The organism is Microcella alkaliphila (assembly GCF_004216855.1).
Lineage (GTDB): Bacteria > Actinomycetota > Actinomycetes > Actinomycetales > Microbacteriaceae > Microcella > Microcella alkaliphila.
The window spans coordinates 208,484-230,051 of the sequence record NZ_SGXT01000015.1 but is presented as its reverse complement, the minus strand read 5'-3'; the positions used below and the strand labels follow the sequence as shown (position 1 = coordinate 230,051).

Below are 21,568 nucleotides of genomic sequence, written 5' to 3'. Positions count from 1 at the left end.
GGGCGGGGTCACGGTTCAGAGGTCGCGGACAACCTCGCCCACTACGCGCAGGAGGGTCGGCACAGACGCATGCTCGGCGACGGATATACGGATGCCGTCCCCCGGGAACGCCCGGCCGATGATTCCGGCCTTCTCGAACCGCTCTGCCACCTCGGTTGTGCGGTCGCCGGTGGGAAGCCAGACGAAGTTGCCCTCGCTCGGTGGAATCGTCCATCCCTGCTCGCGAAGTTCCGTCTCAACGCGGTCACGCAGGACCACGAGCTCGTCGACCTGGGCGAGGAGCTCGTCTTCGTGGTCGAGCGCGGCGAGCATGGCGCGCTGCGCGACCTCGGTCACCGACAGCGGGATCTGGGTGCTGCGCGCGGCGTCGATCAGAGCGCGGTGCCCGACGGCGTAGCCCGCCCGCAGGCCCGCGAGACCGTACGCCTTCGAAAAGGTGCGCAGCACGACGAGGTTCGGGTAGCGGCCGATCAACTCGGATCCGTTGACCGCCGTGCGGTCGCGGACGAACTCGGCGTACGCCTCATCGAGCACCACGAGCAAGTTCTTCGGCACGACGCGCATGAACGCCTCAAACTCGTCGGCAGCCACGGTCGTGCCGGTCGGATTATTCGGCGAGCAGACCAGCACGATGCGGGTGCGCTCGGTGATCGCCGCCGCCATCGCGGCCAGGTCGTGCCGGAAGTCGGGCGTCAGCGGAACGGGAACCGCCGTGGCGCCGGCGATGGTCGTGAGTAGCGGGTAGGCCTCGAAGCTCCGCCAGGCATACACGGCCTCGTCGCCGGGGGCACACGAGGCCTGAATCAGCTGCAGCAGGATCGACACCGAGCCCGCGCCGACGATGACCTCGTCGGGGTCGACGCCGTGGCGCTCAGCGAGGCGCTCGCGCACGGCGAGCGCCGTCGCGTCGGGGTAGCGGTTGGGCGACGAGTCGGCGATGGCCGCCATGACCGCCGGGTGCGCGGGGAAGGGGTTCTCGTTGCTGGACAGCTTGAAGGCGTCGGCCGACGCCTGGCGTCCCTGGCGGTACGCAGGCAGGGCGACGATCTCGTCGCGGAGCCGCACGGGGGGCCCTGCGGGGTTCGGATGCTCGGGGGCGCTCACGCGACCAGCGTACGCGGGCGCGTGGCGGGCATCCGCCAGGGAAACTCGTCGCTGGGCGGTCACCGGGAATTCAGTGGACGCACCCGAGCGCCGCCGACCAGAATGGGGGCATGTCCCGCTTTATCGTGCGCCTGATCATCAATGCCGTGGCCCTCTGGTTGACCACCCTCATCGTTGCCGGGGTGAGCGTGGTGCCGTTCGGTGATGGCGACACGACCGCCGTCGTGCTCACCTATCTGTTGGTGGCGCTGATCTTCGGGGTGGTCAACGGGGTGATCGGCAACCTGATTCGTATCGTCGCCTTCCCCCTGTACATCCTGACCCTCGGGCTCATTGCGCTCATCGTGAACGGTCTGCTGCTGCTGCTCGTTGCGTGGATCTCGAGCCTCATCGGCTTCGGTCTCGAGGTCGATGGCTTCTGGTGGGGCGTGTTGGGCGCAATCGTGCTCGGCCTCATCAGCTGGCTGATCGGCATCGTGCTGAAGCCACTGGTCGGAAAGACCCGCTGACGCCATCGTCTGAGCACGGCTATTGCGCATCCAGGATGCGCGTCGCCTCGTAGTGCCGCACGACGCCGACCCCCGACACGGTCGGGAACCGATCACGGGCGGCGACGAGGGCGGGATCACTGCTCTCGTCGACCAGTGCCGCCGTGCCCTGATACGCGGCGGCGGCGTGGGGCAGAAACAGCTCGCCCGCGCCGTCGGGGAAGGCGCGGGTGGTCACGATGGTCGCGTTGGTCTCGCGTCGCACGCCCGACGCTGCGGTGACGACGTCATCGTCGTGTTCGATCACGATCGCCGGATAGTCGCCGGTCACGGGAAAGTTGCCGAGTGGGCCGCCGATCGTGACGAGACCGGCCGTGTTCCACGCGCCACTCTCGGCGTGGACAACGGCCACGGCCGCGCCCTGCGAGTGGCCCGTGAACACGACGGGGCTATCCGGCGTGGCTCCGGCGTCACGCAGCGCGAGCTCGACGGCGCGGGCCGACGAAGCGTCGGGCAGTCCCGCGACGAGCGCGCCATTGCTGGCCATGTCGAAGGGGTTCGTGCCTCCGGCCTCGGCGGTGGCGTTCGTGCCCGCGATGTACACCTCGAAGTGCGGGCCGCGTGGCCCGTCGTAGCTCTCGACCCGCACCGGCGGGCCGCTGCTGTCGGGAAGCCTCGATACACGGTCACCCACCGACTGCGGTGGCGGGGTTCGTCTCTCGAGGGTCGAGGGCGCCGGAGTCGGGATGTCTCCGACGACGCTGACGCGTTCGACGCGGACAGGGGCCGTGCCGCGGATGCCGATGATGGCGGCGAGCCCGGTGAGAACAGCCGCCGAACTAGTGACTCCTGTGAGTCCGAGCCCGGGTTCGCCGACGATCGGCACGAGCGCGGGCGGAACGCCGACTGCCCCGAGCGCGGCGTCGTCCAGCAGGGTCACGAGCCAGCGCGTCAGCGCAACGCCATCGGGCGTAGCGAGCCGCTGTCCCACGAGGTCCAGTCCGCGCCCCGCGGCCGACCTCAGTGTGGTCGCCGCGGCGTCGCGCAGGGGTTCGGGAAGCAGCTGCGCAAAGCGAGCAGCCTGCACCGCTGCGGGCAGGAGCATGACCCCACCGGCGAGGGCAACACGAGCGCCGACGAAGCCGATAAGTGCGGCCGCTTGGCTTGCGGCTGCCTCAACAGCGCGCTGCGCGGCGTGGTCGGCGCCGACCATCAGATCAGCGACTGAGGTCAGCGCCGTCGCCAGCGCCTTCAAGCGATGGGTCGCGTCTCGCGTCGCGACAACCGCGTGATCAAGCTGCGCGAGCGCATAGCTGTCGACACCCGGGCCGTACGCGCCGCGAGCCAGTCGCTCGGCGAACGCGCAGCGGCCGGCCTGCGCGCGCACCTGGACGCACATGGACTCGAGCACGGTGTCCGAGACCACGGTGGTGCCGGGCGCCGTGACCGTCAGTGTCATCGGCCACTGCCCGACTCGGCCGCACTCGCGAGAGCGGTGAAATGTCGCCAGGCGTTCGTGAGCGCCCCATCAGCTTCGGCGAGCAGCGCCTCGATACGTCGCGCTTCGGCGTCGTAGACGACACGAATCGGCCCCGCAAACCCCGCTCGCGACTCGGGACCGGGAAGCTGTGTCGGCGCCGTACGCACGATGTCGGCGGCGTGGGCAAGCTGTCGCTCACGCGCGCGCAGGTCAGCCGCCAGGAACGGATCGGGAGAATTCATGCCCGGAGGGTGCCTCGCCGGCGCGACCGCGAGCATCCCGTGCCTGCCGCGTTGGGGCGTATTCGACCACATCGAGGATGGGGAGGAGTGTCGGGCCTTCGGCATTCCCGGCAGAATGGGCGGGTGAGCAGCCAGACGGACGAGGACGCGGAGGCGGACGGCCACCCCCTCGCGCCCGTGTTCCGCATCTGCTTCGTCTGCACCGGCAACATCTGTCGCTCACCGATGGCCGAGGCGGTCATGCGGCAGCTGATCCGCGAACGCGGCTACGAGAAGCTCGTCACGGTGGAGTCAGCGGGAACCGGCGAATGGCACGTGGGCGAGCCCGCCGACCCGCGCACCGTCGAGGCGCTAACCCGGCGCGGCTACGAAGCCGACGACCACCGCGCCCGCCAGTTCGATCCGGCCTGGTTCGTCACCCACGACCTGGTGATTGGCTTCGACCGGGGTCACGAGCGCATTCTTCGCAGTTGGGCACCGAGCGACGACGCCCGCGCGAGCGTGCAGATCATCACCGACGTCGACCCGGAAGGCGCGGGAGTCGACGTGCCCGACCCGTACTACTCCGACGCCGACCTTTTCGACCAGGTGCTCAGCGTGATCGAACGATCGTGCCGCGCCCTTCTTCAGCAGCTCGAACCCGCACTACGACAAGGAGCCCGATGACCACCCTCAGCCCGCAACCACTTAGCCCGCTCGACGGCCGGTATCGCAGCCAGGTCGGCGACCTGGGCAGCCACCTGTCGGAGGCCGGGCTCAACCGCGCGCGTGTGCACGTCGAGGTCGAATGGCTCATCCACCTCACCGACCGCGAACTGCTCGGCGCGCGTCGCCTGACCGACGACGAGAAGGTCGCTCTGCGTTCGCTCGTCGAGGACTTTGGCGATGACGACGTGGCGGCCCTGGCTGCGCGCGAGGCGGTCACGCGGCACGATGTGAAGGCCGTCGAATACCACGTGCGCGACCACCTGGCCGCGATCGGGCTCGATGACCTCGCCGAGCTCACCCACGTCGCCTGCACGAGCGAAGACATCAACAACCTCGCGTACGCGATCACGATCCGCGACGCGGTCGCCGGTGAGTGGATGCCCCGCGCCCGGTTGGTCGTCGAGGCGCTGCGTGAGCGGGCGCTCGCGTGGCGCGCCGTGCCGATGCTCTCGCGCACCCACGGCCAGCCAGCCACTCCCACCACCATGGGCAAGGAGCTCGCCGTGTTCGTGCACCGCCTCGAGCGGCTGCTCACGAGCGTCGACGAGGTCGAATACCTCGGCAAGTTCTCGGGCGCGACCGGCACGTTCGCCGCCCACGTCGCCGCCGACCCGACACACGACTGGCCGACGTCATCGAAGGAGTTCGTCGAGCACCTCGGGCTCACCTGGAACCCGCTCACCACGCAGATCGAGTCTCACGACTGGCAGGCGCAGCTCTACCAGCGCATCGCGCACGTCGGCCGAGTGCTGCACAACCTTTGCACCGACGTCTGGACCTACATCTCGATGGGCTACTTCCGGCAGATCCCGCAGGAGGGCGCCACGGGGTCGTCGACGATGCCGCACAAGATCAACCCCATCCGTTTCGAGAACGCGGAGGCGAACCTCGAGTTGTCGGCAGCGCTGCTCGACTCGCTCGCGTCAACGCTCGTCACCTCGCGCCTGCAGCGCGACCTGACCGACTCCTCGGCACAGCGCAACATCGGCGTCGCCCTCGGCCACGCGTTGCTCGCACTCGACAACATCGTGAAAGGGCTCGGCGAGATCGCCCTCGACGAGGACGCGCTCGCCCGCGATCTCGAGGGAAACTGGGAGGTGCTCGGCGAGGCTATCCAGACGGTGATTCGCGCCGAGGTGACGGCGGGCCGCTCCACCATCAGTGACCCGTATGCACTGCTCAAGGAGCTCACGCGCGGCCACCGCGTTTCGGGCGACGAGTTGCGGGCGTTCGTCGACGGGTTGGACGTCTCGGACGACGCGAAGGAGCGCCTTCGTGCCCTGACGCCGGCCACGTATGCGGGGCTCGCCGACGAGCTGACCGGCTACGTCGAGCGCTAACGGCGGCGCGCGCTACTGCTGCTCGCCGCCCTGCTGCTCGGCCGCCCAGCGCTCACCATCGGCCGGCCTATTGGGCGTGACCGCGAGCATCAGCATGGCAAGCACGAGCAGGTCAATGACGAAGGTCGCACCGAGGAAGATGACGGCGAGCAACCAGTCACGGGTCACCATGAAGGTGATGAGTCCGATGAAGGCGGCGACGACGGCGGCGAGGCCGACGAGCTCGCCGGGGCGCAGTCGTTCGCGGCGGGGCGTCTTGTCGGTCATGAGGCGGGGTGCTCCTTGGGGGTGTCGGCCCACTTCGCGCTGAAGCCGGCGATGACGAGGTAAACGCCGACGATGACGGCGTAGGCGCCGAAGAATCCGACGGCGCTGACCGAGTCGCCGACGGCGACGAGGATCAACGCAAGGATGACCGTGCCCGCACCGACGGTGATGCCGTCACGCGCGAGCGGCGAGATGCCGCGGTGACGCAGGCCCCACACGACCTCGTAGGCGCCCGCGAACACGCAGTATGCACCGAGCGTAAGCAGCAGGAACGGCAAGAGGTTTCCCTCGAGGCCTGCCACGAGGGCGAACGCGGCGGCGGCAACGACGGCCGCGATGACCGACAGCCCACGGTGCAGTGACCGCAGCGGTTCACCGGCGCCGAGACGCAGCGTCGTCAGCACGAGCACGACGGCGCTCACGGCGCCGAAGACGCCCAGAGAGATCAGGCCCATGCTCGCCGAGTGGTCGGGCGTGAACGTGATGACGAGACCGACGACGATCGCGGGGATCGCGCGGGCGATAGGGGCGAGCCACAGCGATGCGGATGCTCGTGTGCCGGTATCGGCGTCACTCTCGGTGGGTGGGGCGGTCACCATAGCTCACAAGCGTAGGGCCGGGAACCGTGAGCCTCCTGCATCGACGGCGTGACGGGGAGCCTGGCTGGGCGCTACACCCGCGGCATGTCGGCGAAGCGCGACAGGTGGCCCTGGAAGGCGACCGTGATGGTGTCGGTCGGGCCGTTGCGGTGCTTCGCGACGATGAGGTCGGCCTCGCCGGGGCGGGCGCTCTCTTTGTCGTAGGCACTGTCGCGGTGAAGGAGGATCACCATGTCGGCGTCTTGCTCGAGTGACCCCGACTCGCGCAGGTCGCTGATCGCGGGCTTCTTGTCGGCGCGCTGCTCGGGCCCACGGTTCAGCTGCGAGAGGGCAACGACCGGCACCTGCAGCTCTTTCGCCATGAGCTTCAACGCTCGCGAAAACTCACTGACTTCCTGCTGGCGCGACTCGACACGCTTGCCGCTCGTCATGAGCTGCAGATAGTCGATCACGACCATCTTCAGCCCAACGGTCTGCTTCAGACGCCGACACTTGGCACGAATCTCGACGAGCGTCATGTTGGGGCTGTCATCGATGTAGAGCGGAGCGTCAGCGATGCGGCCGCGCGTGGCGGCGATCGCCGTCCAGTCGCGGCCCTCGAGCGTTCCCTTGCGCATCGCGTGCAGGGGGATCGACGCCTCGGCGGACAGCAGGCGCATCGCGATCTCGCTACGCCCCATCTCGAGCGAGAACACGATCGTCGGCTGCTGGTGCTTGATGGCGGATGCGCGGGCAAGGTCGAGCGCAAGCGTCGACTTACCGAGCGCGGGTCGCGCCGCGATCAGGATGAGCTGCCCGCCGTGCAGGCCATTCGTCAGCTGGTCGAGGTCGGCGAACCCCGTGGGAACCCCCGTCATCTTGCCGTCGAGGCCCTTCGCTGCCTCGATCTCGTCGATGGCTTCGCCGACCGCCTGTGTCAGCGGCACGTAGTCTTCGGACTGCGTGCCCCCGGCGACGCCGTAGATCTCGGCCTGGGCGTTGTTCACGAGGTCGGTCACCTCGCCCTCTGAGGCGTAGCCCATCTGCACGATGCGTGTGCCGGCCTCGACGAGACGACGCAACACCGCCTTCTCGGCCACCAGGGAGGCGTAGAAGCCAGCGTTGGCCGCGGTCGGCACGAGCCCGGTCAGGGTGTGCAGATAGTCGGCGCCGCCGGCGCGCGTCAGGTTTCCGGTCTTCGTCAGTTCGTCGGCGACGGCGATGACGTCGGTCGGCTCGCCGTGCGAGTACAGCGACATGACGGCGTCGAAGATGATCTCGTGCTTCGGCACGTAGAAGTCGATGCCGCGAACGACCTCGATGACATCGGCAACCGCGTCTTTGCTGAGCAGCATGCCGCCGAGGGCGCTCTGCTCGGCCAGAAGGTCGTGCGGGGGAGTGCGCTCGGCCCGGCGGTCGCCCTCTCGGCCATCACCCGCGCGCGGGTCGACGGCGGCAGAGATGTGGGCGATCGACACGAAAGAAGCCTTCCTGTGGGCGGGGTGCAACCTGTATACGCGCGAGCACCGACACGCGCCGCGTGAACACGCAGCGTGGTCTCGGGGTCGACGACGCTTCACCCTAGGGACGCCGCGTTCCACCCCTCAAATATGGCCTGTGGATAATCCTGGGGAAACCTGCGGAAAACGCCCGCGCGTCGTGTGGGCAATCTGTGGAACGGCCTGTGGATGACCGCGGGGATACTCAGAGCCAACCGCTTCTGACCAGCCTTTTCTTGTTTCACAGGGTGTGTGGAAAAACAGGCCTCAACCGCCACATGAAGCTTCGCGGATGCGCGCCAACGCTGTGGAGGAAACTGCGGGAAAACTCTTGACGGCGGGCACAAAAAAGCGATACCCGCGGCGGTTGCCGCGGGTATCGCTCGGGGCAAGTGCGCCCTACTTCTTCTTCTTGTCGGCCACCACGTTGAGGGTGATGGTCGCCACGATCCCGTCGCGGAGCTTCAGGATCGCCTCGTGCGTGCCCACCGTCTTGATGGGAGCAACGAGCTCGACGAGGCGCTTGTCGATCGAGCCGATGCCGGCCTTATCGACGGCGGTGGCCACGTCGCCGGTCTTGACCGAGCCGAACAGGCGACCCTCGGCGCCCGCTGTCACCGTGAGGGTGACAGGGTTCGCCTCAAGGCGCAGCTTGAGATCTTGAGCCTCCTCGATCGTGGCGTGCTCGCGCGCGGCGCGGGCAGCCTTGATCGACTCAACCTGCTTCTCGCCGCCGCGGCTCCACGCCACGGCGAAACCCTGGGGGATGAGGTAGTTGCGGGCGTACCCGTTCTTGACCTCGACGACGTCGCCGGCCGAGCCAAGGCCCGACACTTCCTGCGTGAGAATGAGCTTCGACATCGTGAACCCCTTAGCGTCCGGCGCCCGCGTACGGAAGCAGGGCCATCTCGCGGGCGTTCTTCACGGCCTTCGCGATCAGTCGCTGCTCCTGCACCGAGACACCGGTGATGCGGCGGGCGCGGATCTTGCCGCGCTCGGAGATGAACTTACGGAGAGTGGCGACGTCCTTGTAGTCGATGACGCCAACCTTGATCGCCTTTGCGGGGGCGGCATTCTTCGCGCCCTTGCCGCCGCGAGGCTTGCGGCGGTCGCCGCTGCTCTTGCCAGCCATAGTGGTTGTCCTTTTATCTGTGATTCACATTGAGGGGATCCGGGCTACCGGATCAGAACGGGGTGTCGTCGGCGTAGGAGCCGGGAGTGTTCCAGACGTCGCCGCCAGCGGACGACTGTCCACCGCCCGATGCCGCGCCACCCGCGGGGGCGCCCCACGGCTCGTCGGCGACCTGAGCGTTGCCGCCCCGGTTGCCGCCACCCATCGCACCGCCGCCCGCGCCACCCGACGAACGGGTGACCTGCGCGGTCGCGTAGCGAAGGCTCGGGCCGATCTCGTCGACCTCGAGCTCGATGGTGGTGCGCTTCTCGCCTTCCTTGGTCTCGTAGGAACGCTGCTTCAGGCGTCCCTGCGCGACCACGCGCATCCCCTTCGTCAGCGACGAGGCGACGTGCTCAGCGAAGTCGCGCCACACGCTCGCGCGGAGGAACAGCGCTTCGCCGTCCTTCCACTCGTTCGACTGGCGGTCGTAGGTGCGCGGCGTCGAGGCGATCGTGAAGTTCGCCACCGCGAGTCCGTTCTGGGTGTACCGCAGCTCCGGGTCGGCGGTCAGGTTGCCGACCACGGTGATGACGGTTTCGCCGGCCACGGGCTTACTCCGCGGCCTTTGCGGCGGCGCGCTCGGCCTTGGCGTCGGCTTCAGCCGCTGCCTTGGCGAGGTTCGCGATCGCTTCCTCGGCGCGAAGAACCTTCGTGCGCATGACCGCTTCGCTGAGCTTCAGCTGGCGGTCGAGCTCAACGGTGGCCTCCGACGTGGCGGTGAAGTTGACGACGGCATAGATGCCCTCGCTCTTCTTGTTGATCTCGTAGGCAAGACGGCGCTTGCCCCAGATGTCGACGTTCTCAACGGAACCGCCGGCGTTACGAACAACGCCGAGGAACTTGTCGAGGCTCGGGGCGACAGTGCGCTCGTCGATCTCGGGGTCGAGAATGACCATCAATTCGTACTGATGCATGACTCACCCACCTCCTTCGGACTCGAACGGCTGCAGACGGTCTGCAGCAGGAGGGTTATGGCATCACGTGCCGGCGCGCGAAAGCACGCAGACAACCGTGACAGCGTAGTCGATCCGGGATGCTCGCCGCCACTCAGCGGGAATCGTCACCGCGCGCGCTCCACCAGTCGCGCAACCGCTGCTCGGCCACGTCGGCCGCAAGCGGGCCTTCGTCGAGCCGCACCTCGAGGAGGTAGCGGTACGCGGCCCCCACCTCTGGCCCCGGACGAAGCCCCAAGATCGCCATGATCTGCTCACCGTCAAGGTCGGGTCGGATGGCCGCGAGCTCTTCCTGTTCGGCGAGTTCGGTGATGCGCTGTTCTAGCTCGTCGTACGCGTTTTTCAGCCGGCTCGCTTTGCGCTTGTTGCGCGTGGTGACGTCGGCGCGCGTGAGGATGTGCAGCCGCTCGAGCACGGGTCCCGCGTCGCGCACGTAGCGCCGCACACCCGAGTCCGTCCACGGTGCATCGGCGTAGCCGAAGAAGCGCAGGTGCAACTCGATGAGGCGCGCGACCGCGGTGATCGTTTCCTTGTCGAAGCGCAGCGCGGTCAGGCGCTTCTTCGCCATCTTCGCGCCGACGACGTCGTGGTGGTGGAAGGTGACGGCGCCGTTCGGCTCGATCTTGCGCGTCGCGGGCTTGCCGATGTCGTGGAGCAGCGCCGCAAGCCGAAGAATCGTGTCGGCCGGCGCATCCTTCTCACCCCGCGCCTTTTCGAGATCGATGGCCTGTTCGAGCACCGTCAGCGAGTGCTCGTAGACGTCTTTGTGGTGCGCGTGCTCGTCGATCTCGAGCCGCAGTGCGGGCAATTCCGGCAGCACGTAGTCGGCAAGGCCCGTTGCGACGAGCAGTTCGAGTCCGCGGCGCGGTGACGCCGTGGCCAGAAGCTTCACAAGCTCGTCGCGGATGCGCTCGGCCGAGATGATCTCGAGCCGGCCCCGCATCGCCGTCATCGCCTGGAGAGCCGCCTCGTCGATCGTCACACCCAGCTGCGCGGCGAAGCGCACGCCGCGCAGCATGCGCAGGGGGTCGTCGCCGAAGGAGCGTTCTGGAGTGGTGGGGGTGACGAGCAGCCCCGCGACGAGGTGGTCGAAGCCACCGGTGGGGTCGACCAGCTCGAGCTGCGGAATGCGCAGGGCGAGCGCATTGATGGTGAAGTCGCGACGCAGCAGGTCGCCCTCGAGCGTGTCGCCGAAAGCCACCTCGGGCTTGCGGCTCGAGGGGTCGTATTCGTCCGCGCGGTAGGTGGTGATCTCCACCGTGTCATCGCCGATGCGCGCGCCGATCGTGCCGAAGTCGCGGCCGATGTCCCAGTGCGCATCCACGACGGGGCGAATGATGCGAATGATGTCGTCGGGGCGCGCCGACGTCGCCAGGTCGAGGTCGTGCACGTCGCGGCCGAGAAAGGCGTCGCGCACGGGACCGCCGACCAGCGCGAGCTCGTGACCGGCCGCGGCGAAGCGCTGGGCAAGGGTGGCCAGGGGTTCGGCGGCGGCGAGCTCGCGCAGTCGGCTGACGGCCTGGGCCACGCTCTCCATAGTCCCCAGAGTCTAGACTTCCCGTCATGGTCGGGCTGCGGGCGTCGAGGGTTCTGGCGTGCCCAGGCTGAGCGGCCGCCGGATCGCCGGGGCCGCGATTGCCCTCTCGCTCGCGGTGGGCCCACTCGTCGCCCCGTTCACCACGACCACCGTCGACGGCGCGACCGGCACGATCACGGTCGTCGCGGCGCCTGCCGACGCGGGGGTGCTGCGCGACGACGCCGACCTGGAGGTTCGCATCACGGTGACGAACGGCACCGCCGAGCCCATCGCGGGCGCGACGGCGCGGCTGCACCTGACGCTCGAACCCCTCATCGACCAGTCCGCCGTGCGCGGGTGGCTGCGCGACGACGACCCGCCGACCGGACCGATTGTCGCCATCACCCCGCTCGTCACGATCGCGCCCGGTGCGACCGTCGTCGCCTCGCTGACGGTGCCCGCCGACGAGATCGACCTCGACGAGCGCTTCGGGGTGCGCGCTGCGGGCGTCGCGGTGACCTCGAGCGAGGGTGCGGTGATCGCCCACGACCGCACGGCCATCGTCGGCCAGCCCGCCGGCACCACGGCGGCTGGCAGCGGCATCGCCGTCATCGCACCCCTCACCGCACCGGATGAACGGGGTCGCTTCCTCGACGCCGAGCAGCTCACCGCCCTCACCGCCCCCGACGGACGGCTGACGCGCACGCTGGACACGGCGCTCGGCGGGGGGGTCGCGCTGGGCGTCGACCCGCGCATCCTCGCCTCGATCCGGGTGCTCGGCGAGGCAGCTCCGGCGAGCGCCACGGCCTGGCTCGACAGGCTTGCCGATTCGGGGCTCGAAACCTTCGCGTTGCGCTGGTCGGATGCCGACCCGCTGGCCGCCGTCGGAACGTTGGAGGTGGCGAGCCCGCCGACGCTCGGCGCCGGCTCCGTGGTGCTGGGTGACGACGGTGAGCCGACCGCGACTCTCGACGAGCTAACACGTTGGCCGCACGCCCTGACCGGGTGGGTGTGGCCCGCCGACGGGAGCCTCGGGGCCGACGCCATCGATCCGCTCGCGACAGAGGGGGCGCGCGTCGTGCTCGCCCGCGCGACCGACGTGGAGGGCGGGGCAGGCGTCAGCATGCCGATCACCGAGTCGCTCCGCGCCGTGGTGGCCGACGACCTCACGACCGACGCGGTGCGGGCGGTCGCCGCATCGACGAGCGCTCAAGTGCGGCGCGCCGCCGTCGCCGAGCTGAGCGCGTTGCTTGCGAGCGCGTCCGCTCCCGCGATGCCGCTCGTCGGTATCGCCGACCGCACCGCTGCGCCGAGCGCGCAAGTGGGTCTGCTGCTCGACGAGCTCACGGCACTGCCGTGGGCTCGGTCGGCCTCCCTCGCACCGGTCACGGGTGTGGGAGCGAACGGGCAGCCTACGTCGCTGGCGTCCGACAGCGCCACCCCGACGACCCCCGCGCTCGACGCCCTGCTCGAACTCGAGCGCGGCGACGCCGAGTTCGCCCGCATCGCCCTTGACGCGGGGCCCCTGCTCGCCGACCGTCGACTCGATCTGCTCGACGCCCTCGCGCTCGGGGGCGAGAGCGCCGCGGCGGGGGAGGGTCGCTATCGCGACCAGTCGGATCGGCTACGCTCGGCCGTGCAGATTGTCGAGAGCAACACCATCACGCTGTTCGCCGACCGCACGTCGCTGCCGGTTACCGTGCAGAACAGCCTCCCCGTGGCCGTGCGCGTTTACGTGCGGGTCGAAGCCGCAACCGGCCAGCTACGCGTCGAAGATCAGCGTGTCGAGACGATCGTGGAGGCGAATTCGCAGGTGCGGGCGCTTGTTCCCGTGCAATCTCTTGTGAACGGAGACGTCGACATCCGCGTATCGTTGCGCGCCGAGGACGGCGCGGTGATCGGCAGCCCGATCGGTGTCGGGCTCAACTTGCAGGCGGGGTGGGAGACCGCCGGTACCATCGCGATCGGGGGCATCATCGCCCTGCTCTTTGCCGTCGGCCTCGTGCGCGACATCCGGCGCCGTCGGCAGACGCGCGCCGATCGCGGAGCGGCAACGAACAGCGCCGACCCCTCCGCACCGGAGCTGACCGGCCCCACTGACACCACCACGACGAGCACGCGGTGAGTTCGGGCCCCGCCGCGACCCCGGCCCCCGAGAGCGACGGTCGACGCGACTCGATCGGCCGCGCGAGCTTGTTCCTCGCGTCGGGGACGATCGTGTCGCGCATCCTCGGATTCGTCTCCGCGATCATCCTGGCCCAGGTGGTCGGCACGTCCGGCGCCGGCGACGCCTTCGCGCTCGCCACGACGCTGCCGAACAACATCTACGCGATCATCGCCGGCGGCATCCTCACGGCCGTGCTCGTGCCGCAGATCGTCAAGGCCAGCGCCGACCCCGATGGAGGCACGCGCTACGTCAACAAGATCATCACGCTCGGCTTCGTCGTCTTCCTCGCGGTCGCCGTCGTCGCCACCGTCAGCGCGCCACTGCTGGTCGCGCTGTATGCCGAGCAGGCCGGCGACGGCTCACGCGGCTTCTCGCCAGAGATCATGGCTCTCGCCACCGCGCTCGCGTACTGGTGCTTGCCGCAGGTGCTGTTCTTCGCCCTGTACAGCCTGCTCGGGGAGGTGCTGAACGCCCGCAAGGTGTTCGGCCCCTACACGTGGGCGCCCGTGGTCAACAACATCGTCATGATCGCCGGCCTGTTGACCTTCGCATGGATCTTCTCGGGCGATGTCAGCGACGCGAGCGTATGGACGCCCGACATGGTGGCCCTGCTCGGTGGCGCATCGACTCTCGGCATCGCGGCGCAGGCATTCGTCCTGTTCCTGTTCTGGCGTCGGGCCGGGCTCCGCTACCGCCCCGACTTCCAGTGGCGGGGCGTGGGGCTCGCACAGACGGGCAAGGCGGCCGGCTGGGTGTTCGGCATGATCCTCGTCACGCAGCTCGCCGGCATCATCCACAACCGTGTCGCCTCGCTCGCGGCCGACGACGGGGAACCGTCGCTGGCCGTGTTGCGTTTCGCCTGGCTGATCTTCATACTGCCGCACTCGATCGTGACGGTCTCGCTCGGCACCGCCTACTTCACCCGGATGAGCGGCCACGCCCGTGACGGACGCCGCGACCTGCTGCGCGACGACATCGGCGCCAGCCTGCGCACGATCACGATGATCATGATGCTGGCCACGATCGGTCTGGCGGTCGTCTCCGGGCCCTTCTCACGCATTTTCAGCAGTGACCCCGTGCTGGTGGAGGGCATGGCGCGCGTCCTCGTCGCGTTCGTCATCGGGCTCATCCCGTTCTCGACCCTGTTCATCACCCAGCGCGTGTTCTACGCGCTCGATGACACGCGCACGCCGTTCGTCATCCAACTGGCGCAGTCCGGCATCTTTGTGGCGCTCGCTCTTGTCGTCGCCACGCTGCCGAGCCCGTGGATCGCGCCCGGCATCGCGCTCGTCACCACCATCGCGGGTACCGCCCAGACCCTGATCTCGTTGGCGATATTGCGCAGGCGCCTCGGCGGTATCGGGATGCGCCTGACCGCCCAGCGCACCGGCCTCTTCGCGCTGGCCGCCATTCCGGCCAGCGCCGTCGGGCTCGCCCTCGCCGTCACAATGGGCGCCTTCGACGGGGGAGCGGCCCGTGAGAACGTGGGCACCGCGATCGTCACCATAATCGCGATCGGGGGAGCCATGACGGTCACCTACGCGGGTGCGCTCTCCGTGTTCCGCGTTCCCGAGTTCACCGCGCTCGTCGATCCCCTCGCGAGGCGCCTGCGCCGCCGGTGAACAGTCGGTGACGGGAATGACCATCCCCTGAACAGCACCCCGAGCCGGAATACCCGCGACCTAGACTGGGTTTGCCTTCCCACAGGCGCGGAAACCGCGCCGATTCGCCAACGAACTGAGGCTCCATGCGACAGGTCATCATCATCGGCTCCGGCCCCGCCGGCTACACGGCCGCCATCTACGCTGCCCGCGCCAACCTCTCGCCGCTCGTCATCGCCAGCTCGGTCGAGTTCGGCGGCGAGCTCATGAAGACCACGGACGTCGAGAATTTCCCCGGCTTCCCCGAGGGCGTCATGGGGCCCGACCTGATGACGAAGATGCAGCAGCAGGCCGAGCGCTTCGGCGCCGAGATCGTCTACGACGATGTCACCTCCCTCGAGCTCGACGGCCCGATCAAGGCGGTCACGCTCGGTAACGGCGACCGTCACGAGGCGCTCGCGGTCATCTACGCGACCGGCTCGGCGTACCGCAAGCTCGGGCTGCCCGACGAAGACCGCCTCTCGGGCTACGGGGTCTCGTGGTGCGCCACCTGCGATGGCGCGTTCTTCCGCCAGAAGACCGTCGCGGTCGTCGGCGGCGGTGACTCCGCGATGGAAGAAGCGACCTTCCTCACCCGCTTCGCCGACAAGGTGTACCTGGTCCACCGCAGCGAGACCTTCCGGGCATCCCCCGCGATGCTCGACCGTGCGAAGGCCGACCCGAAGATCGAATTTGTTACCAACGCGTCGGTCGCGCACATCTACGGCGGCGAGCTCGTCACGGGCGTCGGTGTCGTCGACACGGTCACCGGCGACGAGCGCACGCTGGATGTGAGCGGCCTGTTCATCGCGATCGGCGCCGACCCCCGCACGCACCTTGTGCACGGGATGCTCGACCTCACCGAGCACGGAACGATCGCTGTCGAGGGCCGCAGTTCCCGCACCTCGCTCCCGGGCGTTTTCGCGGCCGGTGACGTTGTTGACCCGACCTACAAGCAGGCCATCACAGCGGCCGGCAGCGGCTGCGCCGCCGCCCTGGACGCCCAGCACTACCTCGAAGGCCTCAGCGACGACGTTCGCCAAGGCGCGAACGCGGAAACCGTCAGCGCCTAACAGGGCCGCCTTTGAGCATCCAACCTTTTTGAGAGAAGGAGAGCAGTTATGTCCACCCGCGACGTCACCGACGCCACGTTTGAGGCCGAAGTTCTGAAGAGCGAAAAGACGATCATGGTCGACTTCTGGGCGCCCTGGTGCGGACCGTGTCGCGCCGTGTCGCCGATCCTCGACCAGATCGCGAGCGAGAACGCCGACAAGATCGACATCGTCAAGATCAACGTCGACGACAACCCCGAGACCGCCATGAAGTACCAGATCACGTCGATTCCGGCGATGAAGGTGTTCCAGGGCGGAGAGGTCGTCAAGAGCGTCATCGGCGCGAAGCCGAAGCCGGCGCTCGAGGCGGACCTCGCCGAGTTCCTCGCCTAAACACCCCGTTGTGCGCGCGTCATCGCGCGTTATCGTCTCCCCCGGCGCTGGTAGCGTCGGGGGAGTCGTGCATCCGGGCACGACCCGCCACCACGGAGACCGCATGAGCATTCCGCGCGAGGGAACATCGCTCGACCCCTGGTACGAGCAGTACGCGACGCGTACGGCCGGGCTGTCTGGCTCGGAAGTTCGCTCCCTGTTCGCCGTGGCGTCGCGCCCCGAGGTCGTGTCGCTCGCGGGCGGTATGCCGTTCGTCTCGGCGCTGCCGCTCGAGTCGATCGGCTCGGCGATGGAACGCGTCATGACGGATCGCGGAGCGACCGCGCTGCAGTACGGAGCGGGGCAGGGCACCCCCGAGCTGCGCGAACGCATCCTCGAGGTCATGGCGATCGAGGGAATCCATGCCGGCGTCGACGACGTCGTCGTGACGACGGGCTCACAGCAAGCCCTCGACCTGGTCGCAAAACTGTTCCTCGACCCGGGAGACGTGGTGCTGGCCGAGTCGCCCTCCTACGTGGGCGCCATCGGCATCTTCCGCTCGTATCAGGCCGACGTCTCGCACATCGCCGTGGACGCCGAGGGCATGATTCCCGCGGCGCTGACCGAGCGCATCCAGTCGCTGCGTGCAGCGGGCCGCCCCATCAAGCTGCTGTACCTGATCCCCAACTTCCAGAACCCCGGGGGAGTGACGCTGAGTTCGGCCCGCCGGCTCGAGATCATCGACATCGCCCGTAGCCACGGCATTCTGATTCTCGAAGACAACCCCTACGGGTTGCTGTGGTTCGATCAGGCCCCGCCGCAAGCCATGCGCAGCGTCGACACCGACGGCATCGTGTACCTCGGGTCGTTCTCGAAGACCCTCGCCCCCGGCTTCCGCGTCGGCTGGGCACTGGCCCCGCACGGCATCCGCGAGAAGCTCGTGCTCGCGGCCGAGGCGTCGATTCTCTCGCCGAGCGTGCTCAACCAGATGGTGATCACCGACTACCTGACGAGCGCCGACTGGCGCGGCCAGATCGATGTGTTCCGCGGGCTGTACAAAGAGCGCCGCGACGCCATGATCGATGCGCTCAACCACTACCTACCCGACCTCAGCTGGACGATGCCGGGCGGCGGGTTCTACGTCTGGCTCACCCTTTCTCCCGGTCTCGACGCGAAGGGGATGCTCCCCCGCGCCGTCAAGGAATTGGTCGCCTACACGCCCGGTACCGCCTTCTTCGCCGACGGCGCCGGCCGCCAGCACCTCCGGCTCGCGTTCTGTTACCCCACGCCCAGCGACATTCGCGAGGGGGTTCGACGACTCTCGACGGTCGTGCGCCAAGAGCAGGAATTGCTCGAGACGTTCGCTCCCACCGGGCCGATCGACGAGGTTCCCGCCGACGTGCGCCTCGGTAGCCACGTCATCTCCCCGCCGCCCAACCTCTCGTAGATCGCCATGTCGTCACCTTCCTTGACCGCCTCCCGCGTCGTCGTCCTCGCCGGCGGCATCTCACACGAGCGCGACATCTCGCTGAAGTCGGGCAGACAGGTCGCCGATGCGCTCACCGCGCACGGCATCGCCGTCGAACTGCGTGACCCCGACGCCTCGCTTCTGCCCAGCCTCATGGCGGATCCGCCAGATGTCGTGTGGCCGGCGCTGCACGGCGCGAGCGGAGAGGACGGCGCCCTGCGGGGCCTGCTCGAATTTCTCGGCCTGCCCTACGTAGGATCGCCCGCGCACGCGACGCGGCTGGCGTGGGACAAGCCCACGGCGAAATCGCTGGTCGAACGCGCGGGGGTGCCGACCCCCCACTCCATCACCTTGACGCGTGATGCGTTCCGTGAACTCGGTGCTGAGAGCGTTCTCGCCGTCATGGGCCAGGAGTTGCCCCCACCGCTCGCCGTCAAGCCAGCACAGGGCGGCTCGGCACAGGGCGTGAGCCTCGTCAGCAGCGATGAGGAGCTGCGCCGTGCCATGGTGCTCGCCTACACCTACTGCGATGTCGCGCTCGTGGAACAGCGCATCATCGGCACCGAGATCTGCATCGGCATCATCGACACCGGCGACGGGCCTGTTGCGCTGCCCGCCGTCGAAATCGAACCCAAGTCGGGCGTCTACGGGTTCGAGGCCCGTTACAACGCGGGGGAGACGACGTTCTACGCGCCGGCCCGCGTCGACGCCGCGACGGTCGACCGCGCCACCGCGGTTGCCCTCGACGCCCACCGAGCGCTGGGCCTTCGGCACCTGAGCCGCATCGACCTCATGATTGATGGCGCAGGCACCCCCTGGTTCTTGGAGGCGAGCGTCATGCCGGGGCTCACCGAAACGTCCACTCTCGCGCTGGCCCTCGAGGCAGCCGGGCACGACGTCGGGTGGGTGTACGCGGAGCTCGCCCACGCCGCTCTGCGCGACGCGGCACGGACCGTCTAGCGGCCTACTGGAATCCCGGCTCGCCGAGCTCGCCGAGAATACGATTCAGGTCGCCCACCGTCGCAAAGTCGATCGTGACGGTGCCCTTGCTCCGCCCGAGCGAGACCTTGACGCGGGTGTGCAGTCGATCGCCCAGGCGCTCAGCAATCTCGTCGAGCTGTGCCTGACGCCCACCCGGCGCCGGCTTACGGGCCGGAGTTTTCTTTCCCTGACCGGCCATGTGTTGCGCTGCCGCTTCCGCCTGGCGCACCGACAGCTCCTCGTTGACGATCTTGTCCGCGAGGCGTTCCATGATTACGGCATCTGCGGTCGACAGAATCGCGCGCGCGTGTCCGGCACTCAACACGCCGGCAGCAACGCGAGACTGTACGGGCGTCGGCAGCTTCAACAGGCGCAGCGTGTTGGTGATCTGCGGCCGCGACCGGCCGAGGCGCTCGGCAAGCTGCTCCTGCGTGATCCCGAAGTCGTCGAGAAGCTGCTGGTACGCGCTCGCCTCTTCCAGGGGGTTCAGCTGGGCGCGATGCAGGTTCTCGAGCAGAGCATCCCGCAGCATGTTCTCGTCGCTCGTATTGCGCACGACGGCGGGAATGCTCTCGAGCCCCGCAATGGTCGATGCGCGCAGGCGCCGCTCGCCCATGATGAGCTCGTAGCGCGCCTCGCCCGGCCCCGCTCCGACCCGGTCGCGCACGACGATGGGCTGCAACACGCCGAACTCCCGCACCGAGTGCACCAGTTCGGCGAGCTCTTCTTCGCGGAACTCTGTGCGCGGCTGCTGAGGGTTCGGAACGACGTCACCGGGGGCGACAGCGACGAGCCGCGCGCCGGGCACCTCGGTCAGTGACTCGTGCGGAGCTTGGGCCTGCGGGAAGAACACATCGACCGGGCGGTCTCCCGATCCCGTCGGGATGAGGGCGCCGATGCCGCGGCCGAGTCCTGTGCGCTTGGGTGCCGCCATCAGGCCACCGCCCCTCTCGTTGCGATCTCTGCGGCTGCCTCGAGGTACGAGAGCGAGCCGGGGGAGTTCTGGTCGTAGCTGATTACGGTTTGACCGTAGCTCGGGGCCTCACTGATGCGGACCGATCGCGGGATCAGCGTGTCGAGCACCTGCTGGGGGAAGTGTTCGCGAACGTCGGCAACCACCTGATTGGCGAGGTTCGTGCGTGCGTCATACATCGTCAAGAGAATCGTGCTGACGCGAAGGTCAGGATTCAGGTGTCGTTCGATCAGCTGGATGCTGTTCAGCAGCTGGCTGAGGCCCTCCAGTGCGTAGTACTCGCACTGGATCGGAATGAGTACCTCGCGCGCCGCGACAAACGCATTGATCGTCAGGAGTCCGAGTGACGGCGGACAGTCGATGAAGACGTAGTGCACGGGGTCGTCAGACTCCGCGAGGTACAGCTCGACCGCCGTGCGGAGCCGCTGCTCGCGCGCGACGAGGGACACGAGCTCGATCTCGGCGCCGGCGAGGTGAATAGTGGCGGGGACGCAGAACAGCCGCTCGAACTCGGGGCTCTTCTGCACGACCTCGTCGATCGTCGCCTCGCCCACGATCACGTCGTAGACGCTCGGCGTCTCGGCACGGTGCTCCACGCCGAGGGCGGTCGACGCGTTCCCCTGGGGATCCAGGTCAATCACCAGAACGTGCGCTCCCTGTCGCGCTAGGGCCGCCGCCAAGTTGACGGTCGTGGTGGTCTTGCCCACGCCACCCTTTTGGTTCGCGACCGTGATAACCCGGGGCGTTTCGGGCAGGGGGAAGTTCTGCGTCTCCACCGCGCGTCGGCGGCGCGTGATGTCGGCGACCTCTCGAGCGAGGGGAGTGGACCCGTCGTAGGGAGAGTCAGTCGTCACGACTACCTTCCGGTGGATGTTTCACGTGAAACAGTGGCGGTTGTTCGACCACTGGCGACCGCCCGGTCAGGAGGCCTCGACCACTGTAGCCCGAAAGAGGCGGGTCGGTTCGGGCACGACGCCCTCCCCGAGAATGAGGACCTCGGGGTCGCTGAGGCGAGCGGCGCGACGCTGCTTCACGCTCTCCGCGATCTCGCTCTCGACACGCGCGCCCTTGAGAAAAAGCATCTCCCCGCCGGCGGACAGGAGAGGGCGCGTCATGGGAACCAGTTGACGGAGAGCCTTCACGGCGCGGGCCGTCACCTGATCAAATGGTCCGGCGTCGACGGCCTCCTCCGCGCGAGCACGAAGCACGGTGACGTTCCGGAGCCCGAGGCGCTGAGCTTCGTCGCGCAACCACTCCGTGCGACGCTCCATCGGCTCGATGAGAATGAGCTCGACATCCGGTCGCGCGATCGCGAGCACGAGCCCGGGGAGGCCCGCACCACTGCCCACATCAGCGACGCGCGCGCCCCCGCGCAGGAAGGGGGCGACGAATGCACAGTTCAGAATGTGGCGTGACCACAGCCGCTCGCGTTCGACGGGCCCGATGAGGCCGAGCTCTTCCCCGATCTCTGCCAGGCGGTGTGCAAACGAACGAGCGACGTCGATGCGCGGGCCGAACAGGCCAGACGCGACCGCCGGCTCCGGCTCTACGTCGGAATGTTTCACG

The 21,568-nt window shown here is 68.4% G+C and carries 23 protein-coding genes; 9 read left to right on the top strand and 14 right to left on the bottom strand.

Features of this window, described 5'->3' with window-relative positions:
* Positions 1-15 precede the first annotated feature (15 nt).
* On the bottom strand, positions 16-1,104 hold the full coding sequence (locus EV140_RS08335) for a histidinol-phosphate transaminase (protein ID WP_241971375.1): 1,089 nt from the start codon (positions 1,102-1,104) through the stop codon (positions 16-18).
* A gap of 110 nt (positions 1,105-1,214) precedes the next feature.
* Here EV140_RS08335 and EV140_RS08330 point away from each other — a divergent pair, with 110 nt between their 5' ends.
* Positions 1,215-1,613 carry a phage holin family protein gene (locus EV140_RS08330; RefSeq protein ID WP_096419988.1) on the top strand — a complete coding sequence of 133 codons (399 nt, stop codon included), beginning with the start codon at positions 1,215-1,217 and terminating at the stop codon, positions 1,611-1,613.
* Between the two features lie 19 nt (positions 1,614-1,632).
* On the opposite strand, the gene EV140_RS08325 is transcribed toward EV140_RS08330, so the two are convergent.
* Entirely contained in the window at positions 1,633-3,051 is a 1,419-nt protein-coding gene (locus EV140_RS08325; RefSeq protein WP_130282877.1) for an alpha/beta hydrolase family protein, read from the bottom strand.
* On the bottom strand, positions 3,048-3,314 hold the full coding sequence (locus tag EV140_RS13510; RefSeq protein ID WP_241971374.1) for a hypothetical protein: 267 nt from the start codon (positions 3,312-3,314) through the stop codon (positions 3,048-3,050). The genes EV140_RS08325 and EV140_RS13510 overlap by 4 nt, the downstream gene beginning before the upstream one ends.
* Positions 3,315-3,539: 225 nt before the next feature.
* On the opposite strand from EV140_RS13510, the gene EV140_RS13505 reads away from it, so the two are divergent.
* Together EV140_RS13505 and purB are read left to right on the top strand one after the other, a co-directional pair.
* A complete protein-coding gene (locus EV140_RS13505) occupies positions 3,540-3,980 on the top strand; it encodes a low molecular weight protein-tyrosine-phosphatase (protein ID WP_241971388.1) in 441 nt (146 codons plus the stop codon).
* A complete protein-coding gene (purB, locus tag EV140_RS08315) occupies positions 3,977-5,362 on the top strand; it encodes an adenylosuccinate lyase (RefSeq protein ID WP_130282873.1) in 1,386 nt (461 codons plus the stop codon). Before EV140_RS13505 ends, purB begins: the two co-directional genes overlap by 4 nt.
* A 12-nt stretch (positions 5,363-5,374) precedes the next feature.
* On the opposite strand, the gene EV140_RS08310 is transcribed toward purB, so the two are convergent.
* From EV140_RS08310 to EV140_RS08275, 8 genes are all read right to left on the bottom strand, one after another.
* Entirely contained in the window at positions 5,375-5,629 is a 255-nt protein-coding gene (locus tag EV140_RS08310) for a hypothetical protein (protein WP_130282871.1), read from the bottom strand.
* Positions 5,626-6,228, bottom strand: coding sequence for a hypothetical protein (locus tag EV140_RS08305; RefSeq protein WP_130282869.1), 603 nt, complete (start codon positions 6,226-6,228; stop codon positions 5,626-5,628). Before EV140_RS08305 ends, EV140_RS08310 begins: the two co-directional genes overlap by 4 nt.
* Before the next feature lie 71 nt (positions 6,229-6,299).
* Positions 6,300-7,685 carry a replicative DNA helicase gene (dnaB, locus tag EV140_RS08300; RefSeq protein ID WP_198674392.1) on the bottom strand — a complete coding sequence of 462 codons (1,386 nt, stop codon included), beginning with the start codon at positions 7,683-7,685 and terminating at the stop codon, positions 6,300-6,302.
* Between the two features lie 420 nt (positions 7,686-8,105).
* Complete coding sequence (rplI, locus tag EV140_RS08295; RefSeq protein WP_130282867.1) at positions 8,106-8,567, bottom strand: 50S ribosomal protein L9; 462 nt, start codon at positions 8,565-8,567, stop codon at positions 8,106-8,108.
* A gap of 10 nt (positions 8,568-8,577) precedes the next feature.
* On the bottom strand, positions 8,578-8,838 hold the full coding sequence (gene rpsR, locus EV140_RS08290; protein ID WP_096420059.1) for a 30S ribosomal protein S18: 261 nt from the start codon (positions 8,836-8,838) through the stop codon (positions 8,578-8,580).
* Positions 8,839-8,890: 52 nt separating this feature from the next.
* Positions 8,891-9,427 carry a single-stranded DNA-binding protein gene (locus EV140_RS08285; RefSeq protein ID WP_130282865.1) on the bottom strand — a complete coding sequence of 179 codons (537 nt, stop codon included), beginning with the start codon at positions 9,425-9,427 and terminating at the stop codon, positions 8,891-8,893.
* Between the two features lie 4 nt (positions 9,428-9,431).
* Positions 9,432-9,794 (bottom strand): 30S ribosomal protein S6, encoded by a 363-nt coding sequence (rpsF, locus tag EV140_RS08280; RefSeq protein ID WP_130282863.1) that lies wholly within the window; start codon positions 9,792-9,794, stop codon positions 9,432-9,434.
* 133 nt (positions 9,795-9,927) lie between these two features.
* Complete coding sequence (locus EV140_RS08275) at positions 9,928-11,370, bottom strand: CCA tRNA nucleotidyltransferase (RefSeq protein ID WP_130282861.1); 1,443 nt, start codon at positions 11,368-11,370, stop codon at positions 9,928-9,930.
* Between the two features lie 58 nt (positions 11,371-11,428).
* Between EV140_RS08275 and EV140_RS08270 the strand changes: the two genes are divergently transcribed.
* The 6 genes from EV140_RS08270 (at position 11,429) to EV140_RS08245 (ending at position 19,008) form a co-directional block, all read left to right on the top strand.
* Entirely contained in the window at positions 11,429-13,474 is a 2,046-nt protein-coding gene (locus EV140_RS08270; RefSeq protein ID WP_130282859.1) for a DUF6049 family protein, read from the top strand.
* Complete coding sequence (murJ, locus tag EV140_RS08265; protein ID WP_130282857.1) at positions 13,471-15,138, top strand: murein biosynthesis integral membrane protein MurJ; 1,668 nt, start codon at positions 13,471-13,473, stop codon at positions 15,136-15,138. Before EV140_RS08270 ends, murJ begins: the two co-directional genes overlap by 4 nt.
* Positions 15,139-15,263: 125 nt before the next feature.
* Positions 15,264-16,229 carry a thioredoxin-disulfide reductase gene (gene trxB / locus EV140_RS08260; protein ID WP_130282855.1) on the top strand — a complete coding sequence of 322 codons (966 nt, stop codon included), beginning with the start codon at positions 15,264-15,266 and terminating at the stop codon, positions 16,227-16,229.
* 48 nt (positions 16,230-16,277) lie between these two features.
* A complete protein-coding gene (gene trxA / locus EV140_RS08255; RefSeq protein ID WP_096420071.1) occupies positions 16,278-16,601 on the top strand; it encodes a thioredoxin in 324 nt (107 codons plus the stop codon).
* Positions 16,602-16,704: 103 nt separating this feature from the next.
* Complete coding sequence (locus EV140_RS08250) at positions 16,705-18,027, top strand: aminotransferase-like domain-containing protein (protein WP_130282853.1); 1,323 nt, start codon at positions 16,705-16,707, stop codon at positions 18,025-18,027.
* A 6-nt stretch (positions 18,028-18,033) separates the two neighbouring features.
* Positions 18,034-19,008, top strand: coding sequence for a D-alanine--D-alanine ligase family protein (locus tag EV140_RS08245; protein ID WP_130282851.1), 975 nt, complete (start codon positions 18,034-18,036; stop codon positions 19,006-19,008).
* A gap of 4 nt (positions 19,009-19,012) precedes the next feature.
* Here EV140_RS08245 and EV140_RS08240 read toward each other — a convergent pair whose 3' ends face one another.
* The 3 genes from EV140_RS08240 to rsmG all read right to left on the bottom strand — a co-directional run bounded on the left by EV140_RS08240 (position 19,013) and on the right by rsmG (position 21,567).
* Positions 19,013-19,963: a ParB/RepB/Spo0J family partition protein gene (locus EV140_RS08240; protein WP_130282849.1), complete on the bottom strand. Its 951-nt coding sequence runs from the start codon at positions 19,961-19,963 to the stop codon at positions 19,013-19,015.
* Positions 19,963-20,856 carry a ParA family protein gene (locus EV140_RS08235; protein ID WP_173826846.1) on the bottom strand — a complete coding sequence of 298 codons (894 nt, stop codon included), beginning with the start codon at positions 20,854-20,856 and terminating at the stop codon, positions 19,963-19,965. Before EV140_RS08235 ends, EV140_RS08240 begins: the two co-directional genes overlap by 1 nt.
* A 66-nt stretch (positions 20,857-20,922) precedes the next feature.
* Entirely contained in the window at positions 20,923-21,567 is a 645-nt protein-coding gene (gene rsmG / locus EV140_RS08230; RefSeq protein WP_198674391.1) for a 16S rRNA (guanine(527)-N(7))-methyltransferase RsmG, read from the bottom strand.
* Position 21,568: the final 1 nt, after the last annotated feature.